Below are 24,426 nucleotides of genomic sequence, written 5' to 3' on the forward strand. Positions count from 1 at the left end.
ACCAATCGTTCTACTGCGCTAGGATGTGGCCATGCCCACCCCTTCCGTGCACGACCGTCTGGTGTTGTCGGCGGTCACCATGCTGCGCACGCACGGTGCCGACGGATTCGGAATGGCCGCGCTCCTCGAACACAGCAACGTCGCGAGACGTTCCATGTACCAGCACTTTCCGGCCGGGAAAGCTGAGCTTCTCCGCGAGGCGACGGCCGTCGCAGGAAAGGGCCTGTGCGCCCAGCTCGAGATGCTCCTCACCGAGCACGGCGCGATGGACGCGCTCGATCTGTGGGCCGACTACTGGAAGTCGGCGCTCACCGACAGCGATTACACGCTCGGCTGTCCGCTCGCCGCCGCGTCGTTGAGCGCCCCGGACTATCCGGATGCCGCCGCCGAGGCCGCGAGAGCGTTCGAGCGCCTCACGTCGATCATCGGCGACGCACTGGAGTGTGAGGGCCACGACGCCGAACGAGCGCGAGCGGCGGGCAGCGCGATCGTGTCGGGGATCGAAGGCGTGATCATCGTCGCGCGCGCCACGCGGTCCGTCGAGCCGTTCGACAGCTTCGTCGGGCACACCCGCGCCACGTGGGGTCGCGAGCCGCACTGATCGTCCGGCTGCTCGCGACCCCACCTCCGCGGCGGCGTTCAGTGAGCCAACGCCACCGAAGCCCACCCGCCCTTGCAGCCTCCGACGGCAAGCCCGGCAGCAGCACTGACGAACAGCAATGCGCTCGGCAGGAGGAAGAGGTAGGGCGTCCGGCCGTCAGTGCGCGCCGGGCTCCAATGTGGTCCCCTTCGGCACAACACACCACACCAGCACGGCGACGGCCAGCATGACGACGCCGCCGACGAGGCTGGTGGCCTGCATCGATGCGGTGAATGCCCGTCCCGCCGTGTCGGCGAGTTCCGGGATGCCCGCCTGGCCCGCGACGTCGACGGCGGCACCGATCGACTCGCGGGCGGGGGCGGTGACGTCGGCCGGAAGGTTCGCGAACGAGTCGACGGCGTCGAGGTCCGCGCGGTACATGACGGACGCGATGCTGCCGAGCACCGCGACGCCGAGGACGCTGCCGACCTCGTACGAGGTCTCCTCCATCGCTGCGGCGTTGCCCGCCCGATGTTCGGGGCTGCCAGACATGATCAGGACCGACCCGACGGCCAGCGACCCGATCCCGGCCCCCACCAGGCACAGCGAGACGACGACCGCCCGATAGTGGAGTTCGCCGGGCGTCAGGTAGATCGCCGTCATGCCGATCCCGGAGATCGCGATCGATGCGGCGAGCACTGCGCGCGGCCCGATCCGTTCGGCGAGCTTCGGCGCGGCCAGCGACGCCGCGGCCGCCGCGAGCGCCAGCGGAATCAGCTGTACGCCGGTGCGGATCGGCGAACTGCCCTCGACGCTCTGCAGCCACTGCGCGAGGAGCAGCAGGGCCGCTGCCATCGCAAACATCGATCCGAGTGCGGCGGCGATGCCGCCGGTGAACGGTCTGCTCCGGAACAGTCCGACGTCGAGCATCGGGTCGTCCTGGCGTAGACCACGCCGCACGAACACTGTCAGGGCGACGACGGCGAAGGCGAGCGCGAGCCATGCCGAGGGTACGAGCAGGCTCGATTCCTTGCCGAACTTCTTGATCGACCACATCAGCGCGACCATGCCGCTGAACGAGAGTCCGATGGTCGGCCAGTCCCACGCGCCGGGCTTGTCCGAGCGCGATTCCGGCAGCAGGAACGCTCCCGCGATCACCGCGATCACCATCAGCGGGACGTTGACGAGGAAGGCGGCGTGCCAGGACAAGTGCTCTAACAGCAGCCCGCCGACGAGCGGGCCGACGGCAGCGCCGAGGCCGGCGACGGCCGACCATACGGCGAGCGCCATGGCCCGCTGCTTCGCATCGGTGAAGATGGTGCGGATCATCGACAGCGTGGTCGGCATGACCATCGCGCCGCCGACGCCGAGAGCCGCGCGGATCGCGATGACCATGGCCGCCGAATCGGCGAACAGCACCAGGATCGAGGCGACCGCGAACATTGCGTACCCGGTGAGCAGGAGCTTCTTGCGCCCCCACCGATCGGCGACGGCGCTGGCCGCGACCAGCAGGCCTGCCAGGACCAGGGAGTAGACGTCGACGATCCACAAGAGCTGTTCACCGGACGGCCGCAGGTCCCGCGACATCGTCGGCAATGCAATGTTGAGGATCGTCATATCCATCGTGATGACGAGCAGACTCGCCGACAGGACGGCGGTGCCGGCCCACGCGCGGCGCGTCGACATCATGGGCGGCGTTGCGGCGTCGGTCATTTCGAGTCTCCGTCGACAGGTGTGAACGAGGCGGGGATGAACGGGGAGATGGCTCGACGCAGGTGATCGCGACTGAGCGCCTCGCCTCGAATGGCGGCGTGCACGCCCGCCCCCTCGGTGATCATCGCGACGGCGTGCGCGTTGTCGGCGCCGAGGTACTCGCGCAGCACGACGACGAGTCCGTCGGCCCACGAGAGGGCGAGTTCGCGCGCCTGATCGTCGAAGGTGGCGGTGGCCGACAGGGCGACGTCGGCGACGACGTTGCGCCGCTCGGACAGGTAATCGTGCAGCATGTCGATCAGGTGGTCCGGCGCCGCGGCCGGATCGCACTCGAACACCTGCCGGATCTGCGTCAACGCGTCGTCGATCTCCCGGACGAGAAGCCCCAACGCCTCCTGCCGCAGTTCGTCGAGCGACGCGAAGTACGCGGTGGTCGAGCCGAGCGGCACCTTCGCGCGTTTTGCGACGAGGCGATGCGTCAGCTTGCCCGGGCCGACTTCCACGATGAGGTCGGCGGCGGCCTGCACGATCGCGTCGCGTCGTGCCGCCGGATTATGCTTGGCCATGCGGTCACCCATTTCTGTACGTTTGTACATGTACATGTGTACAGAAGTGGTCTGGGATCGGCAACCGAACCGGTCAGGACGCCGCTTCGTCTACCTCCCGCACCCGACCGTCGACCACCTCGACCGTGCGGTGCGCGATATCGGCGGCGACAGCGCGGTCATGCGTTACGAAAACAAACGCCGCGTCGTGTGTCGTCTGCAGACCGGCCAGAACGTCGAGGACCCGAGCCTGCGACACGACGTCGAGCGCCGACACCGCCTCATCGAGCACGACGACCGCCGGGTTCGGCGCGAGTGCCCTGGCTATCGCGACACGCTGGCTCTGCCCGCCGGACAGTTGGTGCGGTCGCCGATCGGCGAACGACGCGTCCAGGCCGACCTCGTCGAGGACTTGCGCCACCCGCGCGGCGCGCTGAGTTGTCGACAGCCCGAGCGCCGGGTGCAGCGACTCCTCGATGATCCGAGCCACCGACCACCTCGGCTCCAACGCCGAGAACGGGTTCTGTGACACGAGCTGTGTCCGCGCGCCGTCGGCTGTCTCGACGTAACCCGCATCCGGCGAGGTCAACCCGACCAGCACGCGAGCCAGCGTCGACTTGCCAGATCCCGACGGCCCGACGACGGCGACCGTCTCCCCGCGAGACACGGTCAGATCGACGTCGGCGAGCGCAGTCGTACTGCCGAACTTCTTGGTCACCGACTGCACGCTCAGCACCGGTTCGCGCGGCGTCGGAGCCCGGGGCGGCCGCCTGCCGCCCGGCAGGGAGTCCTTCAGCGCGCGAGCGGCGGCGCTCTTCGGGGAGTCGAGCACGCCCGTCGAGGATGCGGTCTCGACAACCCGGCCGTCGTCGAATACCACGATGCGATCGGCTCGCTCAGCAGCCACGGCGAGATCGTGAGTGATCAACAGCAGGCCCGCGCCGTCGGCGACGCCCGCCGTGAGCGCTTCGAGAACCTGATCGGCGACGTCGGCGTCGAGTGCGCTCGTCGGCTCGTCGGCGACGAGGAGTCCCGGGCGGCCCGCCAGCGCCATCGCGATCAGCACGCGCTGTCGTTGACCGCCCGACAGTTCGTGCGGATACCGTCGGGCGAGCGCCCCGTCCGGCAGGCCCACCTCGGCGAGCCGTTCGGGAACCGCCGCACCACCGGCCGGGCGCCCAGCCAATCGCAGCGCTTCACGGACCTGACTGTCGATGCGCCGCACCGGATTCAACGAATTTCCCGGATCCTGCGGCACGTAGCCGACCCGCCTGCCGCGCACCGACCGCCACGCTGCGGAGCCGGGACTCGGCAGATCGTCTCCCGCGAGCCGCAACCGTCCAGCCGACAGCCGTGTGCGCGGCCCGTGCAACCCGAGCACAGTGCGCGCGAGCGTCGACTTTCCACTGCCGGACGCGCCGACCACCGCGACGACCTCCCCCGCCCCAACTGTCAGCTCGATGTCACGGAGGACGACAGTGGCCCCGACAGACACGTTCAGTCGCTCGATCTCAAGCACGATGGCCTCCGTCCACGATGCGCGAGAGTCGATACGCCGCGAGCACGACCAGCGTGATCACCACCGCTGGGACGACGGTCAGCCACCACGACGCGGCGAGGAAGGCTCGACCCTCGGCGACCATCGCGCCCCATTCCGGGGCGGGCGGCGGGGGACCGAACCCGAGGAATCCGAGTGCTGCGACGGCGAGGACCGCCTGACCGAACTCGACGGATGCGACGGCCGCCGCTGTCGGCCACAGATGCGGCAGCACGTGCCGGGCGACGACGGTCGGCTTCCGCCAACCGCTGACCAGTGCCGCTTCGACGAACGGCGACGCTCGTAACTGGAGGGTTCTGGACCGGACCACGCGGGCGGCTCCAGCCACCCCGGCGATACCGACCGCGACACCGAGTTCGACCGTTCCACCACCGGTCGCCGCGACCACCGTCATCGACAGCAAGAGGCCGGGAACGGCGAGCAGCACGTCCACCAGCCGCATGCCGACCCGGTCCGTCCATCCTCCGAGATAACCGGTGGCGACGCCGATCAGCGATCCACCGATGATCGCGATCGCTACGGCGATGAGCGCCGCCGACAGCGAGGCTCCGGTCCCGTGGACGATTCTGGCGAACACGTCACGCCCGAGTTGGTCGGTACCGAACACGTGGCTGACGCTCGGCGCCCTCAGTCGTTCGCGGGGCGCCACCGCCACCGGGTCCGTCCGGGTCAGGAGTCCGGGTACGACGGCGGCGGCAAGTACCGTTACGAGGACTCCGACCGCGGCGACGGCCCCGAGCGGAGGCATCGGATGCTTCCCGAACCGGATCCGCCCCTTTCGGGGCGTGAGCAGGCGGTCTCCGACGAGATCGATCATGCCGCGCCCCTCGCCCTCGGGTCGACGAGCGGTCCGACCAGGTCGACGATCAACGTCACCACCACGAAGACCGCCGCAGACACGACGACCACGGCGAGCATCACCGGTCCGTCGTGTGCGGTGAGCGCCTGTTGGGTGAGCCGGCCGAGGCCGGCCCGCGAGAACACGGTCTCGACGACGACCGCGCCCGCGAGCGCGGACCCGACGAGTACGCCCAACGCCGATAATGCGGGCAGCGCCGCAGCGGGCGCAACGTGCCGCAGGTGCACCACGGCGTCCGACGCGCCCTTCGCCCGGGCGACCTCGACGAACGGCTGGTCGGCGGCCTCCCTCATCCCGGCCGCCATCACCTGGCCGAGGTATCCGGCCACCGGCACCGCCAAGGTCACCGCGGGCAGCACGAGCGCTGCGAACCCATCGTCGCCGAATCCCGGCAGAAGACGGAGACCGAACGCGAACACCTGAATCAGCACCAGACCGACGGCGAAGGTCGGCATCGAGACCAGCACCGACGGGATCTGACCGACGGCACGGGCCAGCACACCGTCCGGTCGGTAGGTCGCGATGTACGCGAGTGCGAACGCCGCCAGCGCGCCGAGCGCCAGCGCTGCGGCGGCGAGCGTCGCGGTAGATGGCAGTGCTTCGAGCAGTGACGTCGTGACCGGCCGGCCGGTGACGACCGACGTCCCCCAGTCGCCGCGGACGAAGTCGCCCCATGCTGCGAAGTACTGCTGCCACAACGGCCGGTCGAGGCCGTACTGCGCGCGCAACGCCGCTATCGCCGCGGGCGACGGCGGCGCGCCCGATGCGTCCGCGTTCGCCGCCAACGACACCGGGTCGCCCGGCAGTACCCGCAGGATCCCGAAGACCACGGTGAACACCGCCCACACCACCGCGGCGCCGACGGCAAGACGCCCGCCGACGCGGAGCACGAGTCGCCTGCTCGCCGGCCCTGGACTCACGACGCACCGTTCGGGAACTGCAGACGCAGGACGCCCGACGCGTCGAATCCGACGCCGCCGAAACCGGATGCGACCGCCGCGACCTGCGACAGTTCGACGACGGGGATCGCATAGCCCGCATCTACGAGACGAGCCTGCAGGGTGTCGACGATCTTGAGTCGCTGTGCACGATCGGCCGTCCCCGCCTGCTGCGACAGCAGCGGATCGATCTGGGGATCGAAGCCCCGCTGCGAATAGTTGGTGCCGTCGGCGCCCAGGCGCGAACGAAGGATGTCCGGGTCGGCCCTGGTCACGTTGTAGTAGACGGCGTCGAAGTCGCCTGCGCTGCGCCGCGAAAGGAAGTCGTCGTTCGACAAAGCGGTGATCGACAGGTCGATGCCGACGGCGGCGAGTTGACGCTGCACGAGTTCTAGGATCGGCTTGTTGCCGTAGAACTCTGGCGAATAGATCACGTCGAACGCCAGCCTCCTGCCGCCCTTCTCGCGAATCCCGTCGCCCGTCGCCCGCCAGCCTGCGGCATCGAGGGTCTTCTTCGCCGCCGCGACGTCGTACCGGACCCGCGGGTCAGCCCGATAGCCGGGCGTCGTCGAGGCGAGAACGCTGGTCGCCGGGGTGAACCCGTCACCGAGCGCGGTCTCGACCAACTCGGGCCGGTTCAACGCCGTGGTGACGGCCTGCCGCACCTCGCGGTCGGCGAGCACCCCGCGGGACGCATTCGGCTGCAAGACGTACGGCAGTCCCGGGTTCGGTCGGGAGGTCAGCGTCGCACCGGCTGATTCCAACACTTCCCGGTCCTGCGGCTGAGGATCGGCGACGGCATCCAACTGGCCGGATCCGATGCTTCCCGCCCGGACCCCGGATTCGGGGACGACGCTGAATTCGACTGTCCGATATCGCGCCGTCGTGAGACCGACGTCGGGGGCCCACCCGTAGCCGTCCCGGCGGGTCAGCGTCGCCGAACGATCTTGCTCCCATCCGGAGTACGTGTACGGCCCGCTGCCGATCACCGCGGTGCCGGAGCAGCGTTCGTCGAACGACCGCGCGACGGTCGAGGGCGCGAGAATCCCGAGCTGGGTGGTGGCTGCCGCCTGCAAGAACTGCACGTTCGGGTCGGCGAACCGGACGACGGCGGTCCGCGGGTCTGGGGTATCCGTCCGTTCGTAGCCGAGCAGGAATCCGGACGCCTGAAGGGTCCGCGTCGACGTCGACTCGTCAGAGGTGAGGGCGTCGAAGTTCTTCTTCACGACGTCGGAGGTGAGGGGCGTACCGTCGCTGAACGTCACGTCGTCGCGGAGGGTGAAGGTGAAGCTTCGGCCGCCCGGGGACGCCTCGTAGCGTTCGGCGAGCCACGGCTTCAACTCGCCGGTCCGTCGATCCTGGTCGAGAAGCGAGTCGGCCACCTGTCGCGCGACGTTCACCGTCTGGTTGGTGCTCGCCTGGGCCGGGTCGGCGCAGCTCGGCGCGGACGACAGCCCGTAGCGGAGGGTGTCCGAGTCGGCCGCGTCGTCCGCACAGGCGGCGAGTCCGACCGCCGTCGAGACGGCGAGGACGGCGGCCGCCACTCTGGTAATGGTTTTCATTGGATCGAATTCTCTTCTCGTGGAAGGCCGTCAGCGCCAGGCGTCGGCGATGAGGCGGTGGGATTGGACGCGGTCGTCGTGTCGGTGCGTCAGGGTGGTGAGGACGAGTTCGTCGGCACCGGTCAGCGCGGCCAGCGCGCGTAGACGGCCGACGACATGGTCGGGGTCCCCGACGAAACGGGTCGCCACACGAGCCGAGTGCCGGGCGGTGAGCTTTACGGAGTCGGCGTCCGACACCGAGGCGGGATCGGGCACCGGCACGGCTCCGCGTCCGCGGGCCACCGCGTCGACCCACGGCAGGAACGAGCGAGCCTGGCGTTCTGCGTCGCCGGTGGTCGGCGCGGCGAGCACGTCGGCCGAGACCGCGAGATACGGCTCGTCGAGAACACCGGGCGTGAATGCCTCACGATAGGCGCGGGCGGTTTCAACCGTCTTGCCGGGCGCGAGGTGATAGTTGGCGGCGAACGGCAGCCCGAGCCGACCGGCGAGCCGTGCGCTGACTCCAGGCGAGTTGCCCAGGATCCAGGGCAGCAGATCGGTCCCCTCGCCCGGCGTCAGATGCAGCGGTTCGTCGAGCCCTGCGGGGTGAACGTCCCCGCGATCAGATGCAGGACGCTACGCACCTGCGTCTCGTAGTCCGGCGCGTCGCCGGGCGGTGAGACTACCGCGAGCGCGGTCGCCGTCCGCGGCGAGTCGACCAGTCCGCGCAGGTCGCGCGGTTCCGGGAGGACGACTCCGTCGACCACCGGGTGGTCGACCTTCGCAGGCGTGTCCGGCGTTCCCTGCCTGCGCAGCGCGTCGCGGTACTGCCCGGCGCGGCCCGCGCTGCGCCCGAGCCCGACGTCCACGCGCCCTGGATGGAGTACCGCGAGCGTGCCCCACTCCTCAGCGACGCGCGAGGCGACGCGTTGGCTGAGTTGGACCGCTCCGGCCCCGACCCGAATCGTCGACGTCGCGGCGAGCACGTGTGCCGCGACCACCGCCGGCGCAGACGAGGCGAGCGCCGCGAAGTGGTGTTCGGCCAGCCAGTAGCGCCGGTAGCCGAACTCCTCTGCGCGGCGAGCCAGGTCGACGGTGTCGTCGAGCGCCTCCCGTGCGGTGCCTCCCGCCCGGATCGGGACGAGATCCAAAACTCCGAGTTCGGTCATGCCGGGGCTCCTTCGCCTCGTCCTATCACCAAGTTGGCAGCCCACGCGATCAGCGCGCCGACCAGCAGAAACACTCCCGCATAGAGGAGCCCCCGGTCGGCGTCCGACGACGCATAGAGCGCGGCGGCGACGGCGGCGCCTAGTGCCCCGCCGAGGTTGTGGAATGTCCAGGACGCGCCGATGGCGAACCCGGACTCGGCTGCAGGCACCGCGGACAGAGCGGCGAGGGTTGCCGGTGCGAGGATCAACGCCCAGCCCAGTCCGAAGAACACGAAGCCGACGAGGAGCGTGACGAGCGATCCGGTCGACGCGCCGACCAGGACGGCGCCCGCAGTGACCGCCAATGCCGCGAACCCGTACCGCAGCGGTCCGGCGGGGCCGGCCTTGTCGACCCACCTTCCGACGTGGGGCGACGTCACCGCCATCGTCCCACTCACCAGCAACAATGATCCGCCGATCGCCGGGTCGCTCAGACCGTGTCGGTCGGCCAGGTACGGAGGTAGCACCAAAAGCGCCGATGCATAGAACGCGGCCAGAAAGAAGTCCGACAGCAGGGCCGCGCGGAAACGTGGGTGTGCGAACAGGTCGATGCGCAACAGTGGATCGTCGGCCCGCCGTTCGACGGCCACCAGTGCGATCACGCCGACCGCGGCGATCGCGGCGGCGACGAGGACGGGAGCACTGATCCACCCAATCGTCTCCGGCAGGGACACGAACGCGACCACCGCGGCGACTGTCACCGCCAGGAGCGCCTGGCCCGGCACGTCCAGAGCGGTGGTCGACCTCGGGGCCGGCGACGGGACCGCCGCGAGGATCAACGCGATCGCCGCCAGCCCGAACGGGACGTTGATCCAGAAGACCGCTCCCCAGCCGAAAGCGGGCACAAGGAGCCCGCCCAGCACCGGTCCGATCGCCAGCCCGACACCGTTCACCGCATACAGCCACCCCACGGCACGTCCACGCTCTCCCTCCGGGAACAGCTGTTCCACCAGTGTGGACGTGCCCGTGTACAGCACCGCGCACGCCGCACCCTGGACGAACCGCGCGGCGATGAGCCACCCGATGCCAGGCGCTAGCGCGGCGCCGACGGACGCGACGACGAACACTGCGAGCCCGACGAGCAGCACCGAGCGGCGCCCGCGCCGGTCGCCGAGACGCCCGGCGGTCACCATGAACATCGCGAGCGCGGTCAGGAATCCGCTCAGCACGAGCTGACTGGTGCCGATCGTGGTTCCGAGCTCTCGGGTGATCGACGGCAGAGCCGTCGATACGATCGTCAGATCGATGCACCCGAGGAACGACGCCGTCGCCAACCCGATGAATCCTCCGGTACGGCGTCCGACACTCACATCGGCCTGCGCCACACTCATCGCGCCGACCGCCGTTTCTTGAACCGCAACGGCAACCACGCCGCACCGCTCTCGACGAACAGGTCTCGAGTCGCCTGCATCGCGGTCGAGATCTGCTGCGGATACACGACGAAGTCGTACCCTTGCGCGGCCCACAGCGGTTGAATGATCGGGACCTCCTCGAGGAGGTAGGTGCGGCAGCCGGTGCGAACACGTTCCTCGTCGGGGAGGTCGTCACCGCGGCGCGCGACGAACCGATCGATGGTCGTGTCGATCGCAGACGCGTATGCGGCGTCGGACGCGTATGCGGCGCGCACTCGGTCGAGTGCCCGCGGATAGTCCGGGTCGCTGAGTGCGGCGTCCCAGCGCAAAATGTCGACGTCGGCGGTGAGAAGGTCGAGCAACCGGCGGTTGCGGGCCAGCCACTGGTCGCCGCGACGGCGCGAGAAGCGGTACGCGCTACCCGGGTCAGCGTCGAGGTTGTGCCGTTGCAGTGTGTCGGCGACGGCGACGGTGACGCGTCCGAATCCGCTTCGGTTGAGCAGATCGATCGTCGCGCCGAGCTTCTCCCCCTCATGGTAATCGGCTCCGACGCTGACCAGCAGGATCGTCGAGCGGCCCGAGTAGTCGTAGTGCAGCCCTTTGAGATCGAATGCCGCCTTGTGCGACACCGAGCCGACGGGTGCGTCTGCGGTGGCGACGGACATCAGCTCCACACCGCCAGCGGTTGCTCGTCGGCACGGACACCGATGAAGAGTCCGATCGTCACGCGAGGCCGATCGGCGGACGGCGCGACCGCATGGACTCTGCGTGGATCGATGAAAATCGCCTCCCCCACAGTCGGCTTCACCGTCACCGCGGGCTCGCCGACGATGCTCCGGTCGACGCCCCAGGCACGCCCGCCGGACAGCTCGCGGTAGTCGTCTTCGGTGGGGAACGAATCCCAGATCTCGAGTTCGCCGCCGACGTCCGGCACGTCGAGGTACACGTTCACCGACAGCTGCCTGCGGATCCCGAGGCCCCCGTCCGGCAGGTTGCGTTGGACGTTGTCGGTGTGAGGCTCCAGGTCGACGCCCGCCTGCTGGTAGCGGACGACGCCCGCGAAGAACTTGCGACTCTCAGACTCGAGGAGGGTGGCTCCGAACGGCCAGGTCTCGTCGAGCAGGAGCCGAACGCTGTCGGACGGGTACGGGTAAGGCGCAGCGAGCGATCGCAGCGAACGCCGGTGGCCCGCCGCTTCGTCGAAGTACTCGGCCTCCCGCCCCGGACCGGTCTCGGAGAACGCATGTCCGATGCGCCTGAACTGTGGGTCAGTAGCGAGCGGTCCATGATCGTCCCGTCCGACGAACACCCTGCGCAGCCCGTCGAGGGCGTCGGCATCGATCAGCCCCGGAACCCGCACGGCGTAGACGTCGCCTTTGAGCAACTGAAGCAGATGGTCGGCGGAGAAGTCGTCCGCCGCCGTGGTCGCGACGCGCGGATGCCCGTCGGCGGTCCCGCCCGGGCCGTCTACCCGGGTATCGAATGTCGTGGTCATCGTGCACCTCCCCTGTCCGGACCGTCGCCGGACTTCGTTCGATCTCGATCGGCCCAGGGGCCTGGACCGCCACACGTCGATCGATCACGAGCGGGCGAAGAACCGGCAGAGTCGCCCGGTGGCGGGTTCATCGTCTCTGGCATTAGCACCTGGTGGAGGATCCACGGTTGCTGCGGCGTCAAAGAGCCAGTCTCTCGGCCGCTCGTGATGAATGTCTGTGCATTGGAAACCTATGCGCGGCACTGCTTTCCCATCAATGGCCGATACCGCGCTCGCCGGATTCCCGCGCAGGTCGGAGCCTATTAATCGGCGCGCACGTAATCGAGGGTCTTCTCACCGTCGGAACAGAATGCTACGTTCATGTAGGAAATGGTCCTACACCACCGTAGGAATCTGAGAAGGGCACCATGGAGATCTTCAATCCGACGACGCACACGTTCGACGAGTTCGACACTGCGACGCAGCGCATCCTGCGCAAGACCGTCGACTACTTCGAGGACCTCGGCAAGGCACGGCTGCTTGCCGACACCCGAGACCGGGTCTGGTACCAGGACTTCCTCGACTTCAACCGGCGCGAGCGGGTGTTCGCCACTTTCCTGACACCGAAGGCACTCGCCGACGGCGATCGCGACAAGCGGTGGGACACCGCGCGCAACGCCCGGATGAGTCAGATCCTCGGCTTCTACGGCATGCAGTACTGGTACGTATGGCAGGTCACCGTGCTTGGTCTGATGCCGATCTGGCAGAGCACCAATGCGGCCGCGAAGAAGCGTGCGGCGGCCCTCCTGGACGACGGCGACATCTTCGCGTTCGGATTGTCGGAGAAGGAGCACGGCGCGGACGTCTACTCCACCGACATGCTGCTCGAACCCGGCGACGGCGGATTCACCGCGAACGGCGGCAAGTACTACATCGGCAACGGCAACCAGGCGCGGATGGTGTCGGTGTTCGGGCGACGGTCCGACACACCCGTCATCGACTCTGCGGACTCCACCCGCCGGATCTCCGACGACGAGTACGCCGGCTACATGTTCTTCGCGGCCGACTCGCAGCACGCGAACTACCGGCTGCACAAGAACGTCGTCGACTCGCAGATGTACGTCGCGGCGTTCGATCTGCACGACTATCCAGTCGCGTCCGACGACGTGCTCCACACCGGCCGCGCCGCCTTCGACGCGGCGATGAACACGGTGAACGTCGGAAAGTTCAACCTGGGTTTCGGGGCTGTGGGCGCGTGCGAGAACGCGATGTTCGAGGCGTTGACGCACGCCGACAACCGCATCCTCTTCGGTCACCGGGTGACTGAGTTCCCTCAGGTGAAGGCCCTCGTGTCCGACAGTTACGCGCGCCTGGCCGGGATGAAGCTGTTCAGCGAGCGCGCCGTCGACTACATGCGGTCGGCCAACCGCGACGATCGTCGATACCTGTTGATCAGCGCGATCGAGAAGATGTCGGTGACCCGTGCCGGACAGAAGGTGTACGAGGACATCGCGGACGTGATCGCGGCGCGCGGCTTCGAGAACGACATGATGTTCCCGAACGGCCTCACCTCGATGTTCGGGCTGCCCCGCCTGGAGGGCACCGTCCACGTGAACATGGCGTTGTCGCTGAAGTTCATGCCCGCCTACATGTTCAGTCCGACCGACGTCGGGCTGCTGGCCCTCAAGCATGTTCCGGCCGTCGCACCGTTGACCGGGGCGCTGCGCTGGGCGGGACAGCGGGCGGCGGGCGTGGTGCCGCGGCTGCGTTCCGAGACGGCCAAGGCCACGGTGCGTCGCGTCCCGGTACGACGCGACGCCGCCGACGACTCGTTTCTGTTCCACCAGGGGCCGAGCTCGGGGCTCGGCGCAATCACGTTCCCCGACTGGCGACCGGTGTTCACCGAGTTCGCACACATCCCGAACGTCGCGGTCTTCACCGAGCAGGCACTCGCCTTCCAAGCGCTGCTCGCGGCCGCAGAGCCGACAGCCGACCAGCGCAGTGACGTCGACTTCCTGTTCGCGATCGGCGAGCTGTTCACGCTGATCCCGTACGCACAGCTCGTACTGGAACAGTCGCGGATCGAAGGCGCGGACACCGATGTGCTCGACCATCTCTTCGACATCTTTGTCCGCGAGTTCTCCCGGCACGCGGTGACCCTGCACGGGAAGCCGACGGCGACCCCGATGCAGCAGTCGCGGGCGCTCGACCTCGTCCGACGTCCGGTCGCCGACCTCGACCGGGCCGACCGAGTCTTGGAACGGGCGCGCGGCCTCGCGGGCGCCTACACGATGAAGCCCTGACCCATCACACCCTGACCATCGGAGAATCCATGACTACCCAGAGTCCGTCACGCCCCGCATTCAGCGACCCGACGATGCCGCTGCGGGAGACCGACTACGGCTTCTTCGGCCCCGACTCCCCCACCTGGAAGGTGTGGACGTCGCCGACCGCGTTGATCGGCTTCCAGCGAGCCGTCACGCTCGAACACTTCGATCCCGATCTGACGGCGTCGGTCGCCGACGTCGGCGGCATCTACAGCGACCCGTACGGGAGGCTGGACCATACGTTTGCGTACTTCCTGATCGCCGCGGTCGGCGACAGCCGGATGGCGGTGACTGCCGCCGACCATCTGATGAAGGTGCACGCGGTGTCCACCGGGATCGAGCCGATCGCCGGGAAACGGTACAGCGCGAACAATCCCGCGTCGCAGCTGTGGATCCACGTGACGGGCTGGCATTCGGTCCTCAAGTGCTACGAGATGTACGGGCCGGGCGCGTTGACGCCGGACGAGGAGCAGCGGTTCTGGGCCGACTGCGTGGTGGCCGCCGAGTTGCAGACGTGTCGCCCATCGGACGTGCCGACGTCGCGCGACGAAGTGCACGACTACTTCGAGTCGGTCCGGCCGACTCTGTGCGTATCCGAACGCGCCCGACGCGGCATGCACTACCTGCTGCACACGCCGCTCGACCGCGGGCCGCGGGTGTGGGCGTCGAGCCGTCTCGTCGCACCAGCCGCAATCGCGACGCTGCCGAAGTGGATGCGGACGCTCGGCGGGTTCGACCAGCCTGCCGCCGTCGACGTCGCCTACCGGGCAGCGACGCGGGCCGCGGTGAGCAGCATGTCCCGAAGCCCGGAGTTGATGGACCGGCTCGTGTCGAAGGCGATCGGACCGATGACCGGCAGGCTGTACCGCCAGCATCGCCATGCGGGGACACCGATGTTCGCGCACACGGTGACCGTCGCCGATGCACGCGCGAAGTACCTCGGTGCCCCCGGCGGAGTCGGATCTGCTCCCTACCCCGACGGAGTCGGAGCTTCTCACTGAACCGTAGGGTTGGAGGTTGCTTCGACGAATCGAGCGGGAGGCGGGTGTGGCGGTGGTTTCTCGCACGTCACGGACGCGTGCACCGCACCTCGGTCCGGGCCGCCGCCGTCCGCAGATCTTGGATGCGGCGTTGGAGATCGCCAGCCGCGACGGCATCTCATCGGTGACGATGGCCGCCGTCGCATCGGCTCTCGACGTGACACGGCCGGTCGTGTATGCCGCCTACCCGAGCCGGTCGGAGATACTCGGCGCGTTGATCGCTCGGGAGGAGACGTATCTCGGCGAAGCGTTGTCGAGCATTCTCCGCGACCGCCGCGTGGACGCGACCGAATCGGTGTTCGTGGAAGGATTCCAGTCGCTGCTCGAAGCGGTCGACGCGCGGCCGGAGTCGTGGCAGCTCCTGTACGGGAACCCGGATGCGGAGGTCACGGACCTGTTCGGTCGGGGCCGCGCATTCGTGCTCGCCCGCTGCTGCGATCTTCTGCGGCCGACGCTCACCGCGTGGGGGACGCAGGACGCAGACCGAAAGCTGACCGCACTCGTCGAGTTCTGGGTGTCGTCGGGCGAGGGAGCAGTCCGGACGCTGCTCGCATCACGGGAGGCGGACGACGGCGCGTGGACGCCGTACGACCTCGGCGCGTTCGTCGGCGCGGCGGTGTACCGCGGACTCCGCGGAGCCTGACTCTGTACGCGTCATCTGGGAACCGTTCACTAGACGACGGGCCCCGACGCCCTTCGATTCCGAGCTGCGAGGACTGTGCCGGCTAGGATCGCGGATGCGGTCGATGCGATCAGGATCGCGGTTTTACCGTGTTCCAGGGCTGTGATGTCGTCACCAATACTCAGTTCAGCGACCAGCAGCGACACGGTGAACCCGATACCGGCGAGGGCTCCGACGCAAGCGAGATCGCCCCACCTGACAGATGGGTCAAGCTCACTGCGCGTGTAGCGAACCGTCAGCCACGTAGCGGCCACAATGCCGACGGGCTTACCGACGACGAGCCCGAGCAGGACGCCGATCGCGATCGGGTCTGTGAACATGTTCCCCAAACCTGTGAGACCGCCGACCGTCACACCCGCGGACAAGAATGCGAACGCAGGCACCGCGAACCCCGCCGAGATCGGGCGGAACCGATGCTCGAACTCCTCGGCGAGACCGGCCCCGCCTCGTCGAACAGGGACCATGAAACCAAGCACAACTCCGGCGATCGTGGCGTGGATTCCGGAGGCGTGCACGAGCGCCCAGGCAACCACCCCGAGAGGGAGCAACACCACCCACGCCGCCCAGCGCCGTTCCGAGAACCAGTCCGCCCAGCGGTGCGCAAGCACTGCGAACACCACAATCGGCACGATGGCGACCAACAACGGGATCGGCTTCACCTGTTCGGTGTAAACAACTGCAATGATCGCGATAGCGATCAGGTCATCGACCACAGCGAGCGTCAGCAAGAACAGTCGAAGCGCAGCGGGCAGCCCGCGTCCCACGACGGCGAGCACAGCGACCGCGAACGCGATGTCGGTGGCGGTCGGAATCGCCCAGCCATCGACACCGTCACGACCCCAGTTGACCGCCAGATAGATGGAGGCGGGAACAACCACGCCGCCGACAGCGGCGAACACCGGAACGATCGCGGTGCGTATCGACCGTAGTTGCCCGGCGACGATCTCTCGCTTCAACTCCAGTCCGACGAGGAAGAAGAAGATCGCGAGCAGACCGTCCGACGCCCACTGCCCGACCGTCAAATCGAGATACCAAGGCGCATAACCGATCGTGGTGTCGCGAAGGCTCTCGTAGGTGTCAGCGAGCGGGGTGTTCGCCATGACGATGGCGGCGATCGCAGCGGCGACGAGCAAGAACCCGCCGATCGTCTCGCGGCGAAGTAGCTCAATGACTCGTCGCGTCTCGGCAACGGGACCACGCTGGAAGACGCGGCCGACCACGGGGCTGTCGGTGTGGGGCATCAGGCTCCTCGAATCGGTACGACGACATAGACGCCGACCAGACTTCCCGGCACACCAGGTCTCAGCCTACGGGCCGCGAGAAGCGCCATCCAGCCAGTAGCCGGTTGTCTACTGCAGCGGTCCTCTTCCTACCTGACGCAAAGTACGTGGACGCGTACGCCTCGGCGCGTTCGTCGGTGTGACGGTGTACCGCGGACTCCGCGGAGCCTGACTACTCTGGCCACCATGCGATACGGGATCTGCATCCTCCCCGACATGCCGTGGCGTACGGCCCGCCCGTTGTGGCAACGCGCCGAGGAAATGGGATTTCACCACGCGTGGACATACGACCACCTGGTGTGGGGCGGACTCCCCGATTCCCGGTGGTTCTCTTGTATGCCGACATTGACTGCGGCGGCCGGTGTCACGTCACGCATCGGCCTCGGCACGTATGTGGCGTCGCCGAACTTCCGTCATCCGGCGGCGTTCGCGCGTGAGGTCCAGACCGTCGCGGACATCTCCGAGCACCGGCTGCTCGTCGGGCTGGGTGTCGGCGGATCGCCGGACTCGGGGCTCCTGGGGCAGCCGGAGTTGTCTGTGCGACGACGCGTCGACCGCTTCCAGGAGTTCGTCGGCGTCCTCGACCGCACTCTGCGCGACGACCACGTCACCGTCGACGGTGAATTCTTCGCCACGCACGAGATGCGTCTGGTCGGCGGCGAGGTCCGTTCGCGGGTACCGCTCATCCTCGCGGGCAACGGGCCTCGTTCGGTCCGGTTCGCCGCCCGCAACGGCGACGGCTGGGTGACGACCGGCTCGCCCGCAGACACGCTCGATGCGTGGTTCGCCAGCGTCGCCGCCAATCGCGACCTGCTCCTCGAGACCGCCGCGGGGCGGAGCCTCGACACGTATCTGTCGCTCGACTTCGCGCCCGTCTCCCCACTCACCTCGGTCGGCGCGTTCGACGACCTCGTCGGACGCGCTGACGCGACCGGCTTCAGCGACGTGATCGTCCACTGGCCGCGCGCCTGCGATCCCTATCGCGGCGACGTCGCCGTGCTGGAGGACGTGGCGTCACGCTTGAGCGGTCGTCCGGTCCGGTAACTGCGGACCCGACGTCCGCTGTATAGCGGGTGCAAATCATCCATTTGCGATACGGTCCGGCGGGGACCGTGTTCAGGCGTAGACATTCCTGATGTTGTCCTGCTTGTAGTTACCGGAAGGTTCATGGAAGACGACATCTCGTTGAGTGAAGACCACAATCTAGTAATGTCCGAGGACGTCTATCAGGTCCTGGTCGATCGTGACCCGGCGATATCAGGGACTGCAAGCGAACTAGGACCCGACGGAATCGTCCTGAATCGACTTATGCAGGGAATCTGACAGGCCATCATCCGAAGAGTCTGAGTCCCTTGAGCTATTTCCGCCTATTCAATTTTGCGGCCGCGGACGTCACGGACGTTCCCAGAGTTGACGCCGGAGGAGAGCCCATCGTGATGTTTGATATCGACGAGAATATGCCAGGCGCCCTGATCGGAAGGTTTGGGGCTTATGCCGTAACACGGGAGTTTGCGGAAGAACTTCGCCAGAGCGGGTTTACCGGATTTAGTTTCGGAGCAGCATCTATCCGCATCTCCGATCTAGTACCTGCCGACAATGCAATCAAGCGGACCGAGTTTGAACTTATTACCCCAACGGGAGTAGAAATGGTCGACGACCTCGCCCTAGACAGGCGGAAACGACTGGTCGCTTCCGAGAGGATGTTCCGGCTACTTTCAGAGTGGGATAGTTTTGTGTTGGAGGGCTCGACGATGCTGGACCAACCGGGACAGTGACGTTCTACAGACTAGATTACGCCGCAAGTGCTCATGTCGAATGTTCAGGCGGCCCGGGGGTCATCGACGGTTCGACTACTGAATTCTACCTCGACTACACGCCCCACGGGAGGTAATCGGGAGGTACGGAATATACGCCCTCACTGAACCACTTGCAGAATTAGTCGTTGAGCACGGATTCTCTGGTTGCCATTTTGAGGCCGCGGTTTCGTTAGTTTCGAGCCACGCCGATCCCGAGATAGAAATATCCCTTCCCGAATTACGTCGACTCGTAGCAGACGGCGTGTTCATGGAGGACGATTTTGCGGAGAAGGACGGTGATCTAATTGTTTCTCAGAGCGCCTACGACCTGATGGTCGCCCGAGACCCTGAGGTTGCGATATACACCCGTCAATTGAGAGAGGATGGGACGCCCATCGTTAGAGCAGGTTGGAGCGTTAGCTGATCTGCATCTGCGAATCCCCGGGCGCCGTCGACCTGCCTTTCGCCGGCGACAAGATGGGCCACGACTCCGCTGAGGCGCTGACGGCTGACGCTTGCCCTGTCGGAGAGCAATCGCGCATTGTCGGGCCTGCGCGGGTCGCGGGAACCATCGCGAGCCTTACGGTCAAGGGGTAGTCGGCCATGTCGGCGATCAGCGCTTCGAGTGCATTGCTTCCAGACTCTTGCGTGGGGGACGACTTCGTGGCCTCAAGCTCAGTTTGCTGAGCGTGCCTTCACGATGTTGACGGCGAGGTAGGCACCGTAGAGGCCGAGTCCGACGAACCCGATCTTGCGCGTCTGCGGAACTGCGATGGCCGTGCCGATCGCGGTCTCGAGTCCGCCGTTGATCTTGAGGGCCGTCGCGGCGTCGTCCGGGAACGCCGCCTCGGTGATCCCCCGGAACGCATCAGGAACGACGAAGTGCGCGACACCAGTGGCGGCAAGGCCGACCCCGGCCAGGGTGACGAGGCTGTTCGACTCAGACATGACGTTCTCTCTTTCGATGTCGCCGTCGGCGACGGCGGTTGTGTCATGTCTACCCGAACTTCGGACCGACATCAGGTTTCAACGCGAATCGGCGTGCGCCGCTGCCGATTCCGGAATTGTTCGGATATCTCTCGATCCCGAAGCACCCCGTCGCCGGACGCGGCCATCCGTGATAGACCGGAAGTCGCATTTAGTTAGGCATTCAAATTAATTAGTGGCACGACAACGTGCTCGACAAAGCGAGATCAGGGGGTCTGTACATGTGTGGAATCGTCGGCTGGGTCGGCTTCGACCGGGACATCTCACGACAACGCGAGATCGTCGAGGCCATGACCGACACGATGCGATACCGGGGCCCGGACGATGCGGGGACCTACATCGCCGACCACGTCGGGTTGGGTCATCGCCGTCTCGCCATCATCGACCTGCCACTGGGCCGACAGCCGATGACGCTGTCCACTCCGGCAGGGGAACTCGCCATCGTCTACAGCGGTGAGACCTACAATTTCCGCGAGCTTCGCGCCGAACTCTCGGGGCTCGGCCACCGATTCACGACCGAGAGCGACACCGAGGTCGTCCTGCACGGTTACCTCCAGTGGGGACCTGCCGTCGCCGAACGCTTGAACGGCATGTACGCGTTCGCAGTGTGGGACGCTCGGACCGACCAGCTCGTCATGGTCCGAGATCGCCTCGGCATCAAGCCGTTCTACTACTCGGAGACCGACGACGGCGTCGTGTTCGGCTCCGAACCCAAAGCTCTGCTCGCCAACCCGCTGGTACCCGGCGACGTCGACGCCGACGGTCTCCGCGAGTTGTTCGCGATGACCAAGAAGCCCGGCTGGTCGCTGTGGAAGCACATCCGCGAGGTGGAGCCGGGGACGATCGTCACCGTCGACCGCCGCGGCTGCTCCACCCGCACCTACTGGCAGCTTCCGACGCACGCACACGACGATGATCTGGACACCACGGTCGATCACGTCCGGGAGCTCATGACCGACATCGTCGAGCGTCAGCTGATCGCCGACGTCCCCCGCTGCGTCCTGCTGTCGGGCGGTCTGGACTCGAGTGCGCTCACCGGCCTCGCCGCAGCGAAGCTGCACGCCGAAGGCGAACGCGTGCACAGCTATTCGGTCGACTTCACCGACCAGGAGGCGAACTTCACCCCCGACGGCATGCGCGATACTCCGGACTCGCCGTTCATCCGCGACGTCGCCGGTCGCGTCGATTCGCTGCACCGCGATGTCGTCCTGGACGCCGCCGAGCTCACCGACCCCGATGTCCGTCGCGCCGTCGTCGCCGCACGCGACATCCCGGCCGGACTCGGCGACATGGACAACTCGCTTCTCCTGCTGTTCAAGGCGATCCGGGAGCAGTCGACGGTCGCCCTGTCGGGCGAGTCCGCCGACGAGGTGTTCGGCGGCTACCGCTGGTTCTTCGACGAGACGTCGCGCAACGCCGAGACCTTCCCGTGGCTGGCCTTCTCTGGCACCCAGATGGACTCCCGCAGCGCCATGCTGACCCCGCATGTCCGCGAGGTGCTGGATCTCGACCGATACATCGCCGACGAATATTCGACGGCGCTCGCCGGAATCCCCGCCGTCGCAGACGAATCAGACGTCGAGCGGCGCATGCGGGTCATCTGCCATCTTCATCTGACCCGATTCGTGCGCATGCTCCTCGATCGCAAGGACCGCACGTCGATGGCCGTGGGCCTTGAGGTGCGCGTCCCGTTCTGCGACCACCGACTCGTCGAATACGTGTACAACACGCCGTGGGCGTTCAAGACGTTCGACGGCCGCGAGAAGAGTCTGCTGCGCGCCGCCACTCGACACGTCCTCCCCCAGTCGGTGATCGACCGCACGAAGAGCCCCTACCCGTCGACGCAGGACCTGGGATACACCGAAGCACTGCAGAAGCAGTTGTCCGAGGTCGCCGGGGACGACAGCGACCTGTTCGGCATCGTCGAACGCGACGCTGTGCGCGCCATGTGCCGGGCCGACGCGGCCACCGTCTCCGGGGAGCTGCGCAACCAGATGGATCGAGTGCTCGACCTCCACCACTGGTTCGACATCTACAAGCCGACGGTCGACGTGGCGTGATAGCCCTGATGCGCCTGCGGCGATCGAGGTGAACGGGATGGCCTGCACTGCCCCGAGTTCTACGATCGGTCCATGGCACTTCACCCGAACGTGACAGTCACCGGACGTGGACCCGTGACCATCGTCGGCATCGACCGACCCGAGGTCCGCAACGCCGTGGACCGCCCGACCGCGGAGGCCCTCGCCGCCGCGTTCCGCGCGTTCGACGCCGACCCCGACGCGTCAGTTGCCGTGCTCTATGGCGAGAACGGCACCTTCTGTGCCGGCGCGGATCTGAAGGCGATCGCCGACGGATCCGGGAATCGGGTCGCTGAGGACGGCGACGGCCCGATGGGGCCGACCCGGCTGCGGTTAAACAAGCCCGTCGTCGCGGCCCTCTCGGGACATGCCGTGGCAGGTGGCCTCGAACTCGCCCTCTGGGCCGATCTGCGGGTCGCCGAGGAGAGCACGGTGATGGGTGTCTTCTGCCGACGGTGGGGCGTGCCACTGATCGACGGTGGGACCGTGCGGCTGCCCCGCCTCGTCGGCGCCAGCCGCGCGATGGACCTCGTCCTCACCGGTCGGCCGGTGACCGCGGCCGAAGCACTCGACATCGGCTTGGTGAACCGGGTCGTCGCCGACGGTACCGCACTCGACGCCGCGATCGATCTGGCGACCGAGATAGCGCAGTTCCCGCAAGAATGTATGCGGCGGGACCGACTGTCGCTGCTGGAACAGGACGGCCTCTCCGAGGCCGAGGCCCTCCTCAACGAGTACCGGCACGGGCTGACGTCGTTGCAGGCAGACACCGTCGCCGGGGCAACCCGCTTCGCCGACGGCGCCGGGCGACACGGATCGTTCGGCGAGTAGCGCACTGGCAGCGCTACTGCGGGCGCTTGGACCTGCGCAGATCGCGGCCGCACACGACGAGTACGACGACGAGCAGCAGTTCGACGACGTTGGCGAGCCATACGCGGGACAGCGCGATCGACCAGACGGTCGTCGTCTCCCCGGGCTGGGCCGTCCCCGGGAGCCCGGCCTCACACCGGTCGTCGAGCCAGGCGATCGAGTGCGGCGCGGCCAACGGGTGCAGCAGGATGTGTTCGCTGAGCCGGTCACGGAGAAAGGTGACGTCGGCGCCCTTCTCCCGGTAGCGGTCCACCTGAGCGGTCACGTCGTCGACGCTGATCACCGGATCGTTCACGGACTGGGTCACCAGGACCGGCATGGCAGGAGCCCGCCCGCCGAGTCGGATGTCGTCGAGAACCGTCTGCAGTCTGGGGTCGGCAAGGATCTGCGGCATCGTCAGATCGGTGAACTCGGAGATCTCGTAACGCGCGAACGCCCCGATCGCCTGCATCGTCGACATGCCGGCCGCTCGTTCGAGTTCCTGCTTGCCACGGTCGGTCCCGTGCACGTCGATCAACGAACGCACTTCGGGGTAGTTGCGGGTGAGTGCGGCGATCACCAGCACCGGAAGGCCGGCGAAGACCGTTCCGTTGAGCCGACGCAACGTCTCGCCCGGATCGCCCACCGGTGACCCCAAGACGGCGCCGATCACGTTGAGCTCTGGAGCGTATTCGGCCGCCATCTCGGCCGCCCACGACGAGGCGAGACCGCCGCCGGAGTATCCCCACAGTCCGACAGGTATTGCGGAATCGGTGGCGGCTTCATCGTTCAGAATCGCTCGGACACCGTCGAGAATGTGGTAGCCGGGCTCCCGGGCGACTCCCCAATTCCCTTGCAACCCTTCATGGTCGGGAATTGATACCGTCCATCCGCGGCGTACGGCAGCGGCGACGAGAAGATACTCCAGGCGGGGCACCGAAACGACGAAGCGGCTGCCGCGCTGGAACTCGTAGGACGGGAACTGAGTGCTGTCGATCGCGTCGATCGCGCACTGGTACGACAGCACACGCGCCGACACTGCGCGGCCTTTGCCGCGGACGACGGTGGTGACGGCGATTGTCGGCTCACCGTTCATCGCCGTCGAGTGATACAGCATCTGCGTCGCGTCGACCGCTTGGGGAACGACGCCGAGGAACCCGATCTCGACGGGTCGCGTCCTGATGATCGCGCCCGGCACGTCGTGCTCGAAATCCGTCGGCAACGCGTAGAACGGATCGTCCGCAGGGATCAACGGTCTCTGACGCTTCGACATGTGAACTCCCCCAGTCAGATACGCGTTGAGCCGCCCAGTAGCGAACGCGGCATCGTCGCGCGCGGGCGCTCGTCGAGTGTAGGGCACGGGCCGCGTTGCTCGAGCATCGCTGAACGGAGGACGAACCGGATATCCGGCGAATCTCGACGTCTGTCCATAAATCGGTCAAGAACGCCGGTCGGAGTACTCGGTGTAGGCGCGTCCGTCTCGAGGTAAGCCGTCGATCACGCCGGACCAGCGGTAGCCGGCGATATAGCCCCGTGAAGGGCGGACTTCTCCCATGGCGCGCTGGACTAAACTGACCCGCCTCCGTTCATTCTGACGAACCAACACAGAGGCCATTGAC

22 protein-coding genes and 1 riboswitch are annotated in these 24,426 nt (G+C 67.2%); of the genes, 8 read left to right on the forward strand and 14 right to left on the reverse strand.

The genetic code is table 11. The annotated features are described in order from the left end of the window. Window positions 1–31: 31 nt before the first annotated feature. Window positions 32–601, forward strand: a complete 570-nt coding sequence (locus L5G28_RS02085; RefSeq protein WP_237000115.1) for a TetR/AcrR family transcriptional regulator — start codon at window positions 32–34, stop codon at window positions 599–601. Window positions 602–757: 156 nt separating this feature from the next. On the opposite strand, the gene L5G28_RS02090 is transcribed toward L5G28_RS02085, so the two are convergent. The 11 genes from L5G28_RS02090 to L5G28_RS02140 form a co-directional block, all read right to left on the reverse strand. Then, a complete protein-coding gene (locus tag L5G28_RS02090; protein ID WP_237000116.1) occupies window positions 758–2,293 on the reverse strand; it encodes an MFS transporter in 1,536 nt (511 codons plus the stop codon). Beyond that, on the reverse strand, window positions 2,290–2,871 hold the full coding sequence (locus tag L5G28_RS02095; RefSeq protein WP_237000117.1) for a TetR/AcrR family transcriptional regulator: 582 nt from the start codon (window positions 2,869–2,871) through the stop codon (window positions 2,290–2,292). The genes L5G28_RS02090 and L5G28_RS02095 overlap by 4 nt, the downstream gene beginning before the upstream one ends. Before the next feature lie 61 nt (window positions 2,872–2,932). Further along, on the reverse strand, window positions 2,933–4,357 hold the full coding sequence (locus tag L5G28_RS02100) for an ABC transporter ATP-binding protein (RefSeq protein WP_237000118.1): 1,425 nt from the start codon (window positions 4,355–4,357) through the stop codon (window positions 2,933–2,935). Further along, window positions 4,350–5,213, reverse strand: a complete 864-nt coding sequence (locus tag L5G28_RS02105; protein ID WP_237000119.1) for an ABC transporter permease — start codon at window positions 5,211–5,213, stop codon at window positions 4,350–4,352. Before L5G28_RS02105 ends, L5G28_RS02100 begins: the two co-directional genes overlap by 8 nt. After that, window positions 5,210–6,175, reverse strand: a complete 966-nt coding sequence (locus L5G28_RS02110; protein WP_237000120.1) for an ABC transporter permease — start codon at window positions 6,173–6,175, stop codon at window positions 5,210–5,212. The genes L5G28_RS02105 and L5G28_RS02110 overlap by 4 nt, the downstream gene beginning before the upstream one ends. After that, window positions 6,172–7,755, reverse strand: a complete 1,584-nt coding sequence (locus L5G28_RS02115; RefSeq protein WP_237000121.1) for an ABC transporter substrate-binding protein — start codon at window positions 7,753–7,755, stop codon at window positions 6,172–6,174. Before L5G28_RS02115 ends, L5G28_RS02110 begins: the two co-directional genes overlap by 4 nt. A 30-nt stretch (window positions 7,756–7,785) precedes the next feature. Continuing rightward, complete coding sequence (locus L5G28_RS02120; RefSeq protein WP_308191943.1) at window positions 7,786–8,319, reverse strand: LLM class flavin-dependent oxidoreductase; 534 nt, start codon at window positions 8,317–8,319, stop codon at window positions 7,786–7,788. Then, the gene (locus L5G28_RS02125) at window positions 8,310–8,903 is read right to left on the reverse strand and encodes an LLM class flavin-dependent oxidoreductase (RefSeq protein ID WP_237000122.1); all 594 of its coding nucleotides are present in this window, start codon (window positions 8,901–8,903) and stop codon (window positions 8,310–8,312) included. Before L5G28_RS02125 ends, L5G28_RS02120 begins: the two co-directional genes overlap by 10 nt. Then, entirely contained in the window at window positions 8,900–10,273 is a 1,374-nt protein-coding gene (locus L5G28_RS02130) for an MFS transporter (protein ID WP_237000123.1), read from the reverse strand. Before L5G28_RS02130 ends, L5G28_RS02125 begins: the two co-directional genes overlap by 4 nt. After that, window positions 10,270–10,959: a tRNA-dependent cyclodipeptide synthase gene (locus tag L5G28_RS02135; protein WP_236996426.1), complete on the reverse strand. Its 690-nt coding sequence runs from the start codon at window positions 10,957–10,959 to the stop codon at window positions 10,270–10,272. The genes L5G28_RS02130 and L5G28_RS02135 overlap by 4 nt, the downstream gene beginning before the upstream one ends. Then, a complete protein-coding gene (locus L5G28_RS02140) occupies window positions 10,959–11,789 on the reverse strand; it encodes a 2OG-Fe(II) oxygenase (RefSeq protein WP_237000124.1) in 831 nt (276 codons plus the stop codon). The genes L5G28_RS02135 and L5G28_RS02140 overlap by 1 nt, the downstream gene beginning before the upstream one ends. Window positions 11,790–11,913: 124 nt before the next feature. Continuing rightward, window positions 11,914–12,003, reverse strand: a riboswitch (SAM riboswitch). A 193-nt stretch (window positions 12,004–12,196) separates the two neighbouring features. Here L5G28_RS02140 and L5G28_RS02145 point away from each other — a divergent pair. The 3 genes from L5G28_RS02145 to L5G28_RS02155 are packed head-to-tail and all read left to right on the forward strand — an operon-like array spanning window position 12,197 to window position 15,778. Further along, window positions 12,197–14,071: an acyl-CoA dehydrogenase family protein gene (locus L5G28_RS02145; RefSeq protein ID WP_237000125.1), complete on the forward strand. Its 1,875-nt coding sequence runs from the start codon at window positions 12,197–12,199 to the stop codon at window positions 14,069–14,071. A 29-nt stretch (window positions 14,072–14,100) separates the two neighbouring features. Further along, a complete protein-coding gene (locus L5G28_RS02150; protein ID WP_237000126.1) occupies window positions 14,101–15,096 on the forward strand; it encodes an oxygenase MpaB family protein in 996 nt (331 codons plus the stop codon). Window positions 15,097–15,148: 52 nt separating this feature from the next. Beyond that, a complete protein-coding gene (locus L5G28_RS02155; protein ID WP_237000536.1) occupies window positions 15,149–15,778 on the forward strand; it encodes a TetR/AcrR family transcriptional regulator in 630 nt (209 codons plus the stop codon). Window positions 15,779–15,807: 29 nt separating this feature from the next. Here the strand turns inward: L5G28_RS02155 and nhaA are convergent, their stop codons facing one another. Continuing rightward, window positions 15,808–17,058: a Na+/H+ antiporter NhaA gene (nhaA, locus tag L5G28_RS02160; protein ID WP_237000127.1), complete on the reverse strand. Its 1,251-nt coding sequence runs from the start codon at window positions 17,056–17,058 to the stop codon at window positions 15,808–15,810. Between the two features lie 225 nt (window positions 17,059–17,283). Here nhaA and L5G28_RS02165 point away from each other — a divergent pair, with 225 nt between their 5' ends. Together L5G28_RS02165 and L5G28_RS02170 are read left to right on the forward strand one after the other, a co-directional pair. After that, complete coding sequence (locus L5G28_RS02165) at window positions 17,284–18,141, forward strand: LLM class flavin-dependent oxidoreductase (RefSeq protein WP_237000128.1); 858 nt, start codon at window positions 17,284–17,286, stop codon at window positions 18,139–18,141. Window positions 18,142–18,530: 389 nt separating this feature from the next. After that, the gene (locus L5G28_RS02170; protein ID WP_237000129.1) at window positions 18,531–18,872 is read left to right on the forward strand and encodes a hypothetical protein; all 342 of its coding nucleotides are present in this window, start codon (window positions 18,531–18,533) and stop codon (window positions 18,870–18,872) included. A 696-nt stretch (window positions 18,873–19,568) separates the two neighbouring features. On the opposite strand, the gene L5G28_RS02175 is transcribed toward L5G28_RS02170, so the two are convergent. Further along, complete coding sequence (locus L5G28_RS02175) at window positions 19,569–19,841, reverse strand: DoxX-related protein (protein ID WP_237000130.1); 273 nt, start codon at window positions 19,839–19,841, stop codon at window positions 19,569–19,571. A gap of 260 nt (window positions 19,842–20,101) precedes the next feature. Here L5G28_RS02175 and asnB point away from each other — a divergent pair, with 260 nt between their 5' ends. Together asnB and L5G28_RS02185 are read left to right on the forward strand one after the other, a co-directional pair. Continuing rightward, window positions 20,102–21,940 carry an asparagine synthase (glutamine-hydrolyzing) gene (gene asnB, locus L5G28_RS02180; protein ID WP_237000131.1) on the forward strand — a complete coding sequence of 613 codons (1,839 nt, stop codon included), beginning with the start codon at window positions 20,102–20,104 and terminating at the stop codon, window positions 21,938–21,940. A 72-nt stretch (window positions 21,941–22,012) separates the two neighbouring features. After that, on the forward strand, window positions 22,013–22,789 hold the full coding sequence (locus L5G28_RS02185; RefSeq protein ID WP_237000132.1) for a crotonase/enoyl-CoA hydratase family protein: 777 nt from the start codon (window positions 22,013–22,015) through the stop codon (window positions 22,787–22,789). Window positions 22,790–22,802: 13 nt separating this feature from the next. On the opposite strand, the gene L5G28_RS02190 is transcribed toward L5G28_RS02185, so the two are convergent. After that, on the reverse strand, window positions 22,803–24,080 hold the full coding sequence (locus L5G28_RS02190; RefSeq protein WP_237000133.1) for a lipase family protein: 1,278 nt from the start codon (window positions 24,078–24,080) through the stop codon (window positions 22,803–22,805). Window positions 24,081–24,426 lie beyond the last annotated feature (346 nt).

It is taken from the genome of Gordonia liuliyuniae (genome assembly GCF_021739025.1).
Classification (GTDB): domain Bacteria; phylum Actinomycetota; class Actinomycetes; order Mycobacteriales; family Mycobacteriaceae; genus Gordonia; species Gordonia liuliyuniae.